This window comes from Frankia sp. CcWB2 (genome assembly GCF_977927585.1).
Genome location: NZ_CDWRCM010000150.1, coordinates 1 through 1,309 on the forward strand (window position 1 = coordinate 1; position 1,309 = coordinate 1,309).

General features: G+C 67.3%; 2 protein-coding genes and 1 pseudogene. 1 reads left to right on the forward strand and 2 read right to left on the reverse strand.

The window, feature by feature from the left end; all coding sequences use genetic code 11:
* Together ACY45C_RS15390 and ACY45C_RS15395 are read right to left on the reverse strand one after the other, a co-directional pair.
* Positions 1 to 572 (reverse strand): transposase (locus ACY45C_RS15390; protein WP_462188288.1); only part of this gene is annotated, 572 nt, incomplete at its 3' end.
* A complete protein-coding gene (locus tag ACY45C_RS15395; RefSeq protein WP_462188289.1) occupies positions 529 to 909 on the reverse strand; it encodes a transposase in 381 nt (126 codons plus the stop codon). The genes ACY45C_RS15395 and ACY45C_RS15390, both read right to left, overlap by 44 nt.
* Positions 910 to 1,038: 129 nt before the next feature.
* Here ACY45C_RS15395 and ACY45C_RS15400 point away from each other — a divergent pair.
* Positions 1,039 to 1,309: pseudogene (locus ACY45C_RS15400) on the forward strand (hypothetical protein); the annotation flags it as partial.

Consider the following 1,309-nt stretch of genomic DNA (forward strand, 5'->3'; position numbering starts at 1 on the left):
GTCGGTCGCCACTGCGGGCGGGCAGCGCGGGAGGCGGTGTACCGGGCCCTGAGTTGCTGGTTGGCGACGTTGGACATCCCGAACGCCACCCGGTAGATCAGCTTCGTGAGGCGGTTGACTCCCTCGGCGGCCGCGTTGGAGATCCCGTGGTGGACAGCGTTCGTGATCTCCTCGAGCCAGGTGTTGAGGGTCTCGGTCGCGGTGACGAGTTCGGGGATGCTGGTGCCGAAGGTCGCGACGTAGTCGAGGAAGCGGAACGGTGTGCGCGATCTCGGTGCGGGTGACCGGCCGGCCGGTCCGTGACGGGGAGAGCGCGAGCGCCCTGAGCAGCCGGTTCTTCGCGGTCCAGGCGACGCGCAGGTCGTAGGCGGCGTCGCCGTCGATCGCGACGAGCTCGCCGAGCCCGTCGAGGATCTTCCGTCGGCCGCGGTCCGAGAGCCGCTCAGGACCGTAGCGCAGCGCGTTGTTGAGCTGGGACTCGACGTCGGTGGCCCGGCCGCGCCGGTCGTGGAGCTGGTGACTGATGCGTCATCGCACGTCATCGCACATCCTGCCCAGGTGCTGGGCCACATGAAAATGATCGGCCGCGACCATCGCGTGCGGGAGGGCCTCGCGGGCGACGGCCCGGTACGTCGTCGACATGTCGATCGTGACCGCCCGGATCCCGTCACGCCAGGCCGCCGGCTGGGCCCGGAGCCAGGCGATCACGGGGGCCCTCGCCCGGGTCTCGACCACGCCGAGCAGGCCGTGCCCACCCGCGGAGACGAACGCGCCGTGCGCCGTGTGCCAGGCCACCCGCGCCCACCGCGCGGCCACACCATCCGTCTCGAACTCCAACACCTCGGCCACGAACCCCGGCAACCCCAGCACCGCCGCCACCGCACGACCAGCCGTACCCCCGAACAACAACGCACCCGTTCTTCCGGCGATCACGGACCTTAGACAAGTCGCGATCTTTCCGGATGGGCGGGTGCGTCCCTTTACAGCCCCAGGAGCCATCACGCTCCGTCACAACGACAGGTTGCGGAGGATGTCGTCGTGACACACCTGCACTGTGATCACTTCGGGTGGCTCGTCGATCCGAACGCTAATTTGTTCCCTCAGGCCAGGATCTGGATCGGCGGGGCTGATTACACGTACTTCCAGGAGTCGGCCAGAAAATCCACGGATGGGCAAGACGACGATGAGCGGAAGTTCATTATCGATCAGCAGCTCTCGCTTGCTGGCTTGCGTGATGCCGGCAGCGTTCAACTCCTGGACCGTGAAAAGTTGGAAGTGTTGCCGGGAATCTCCTTGATGCCGACCCCGG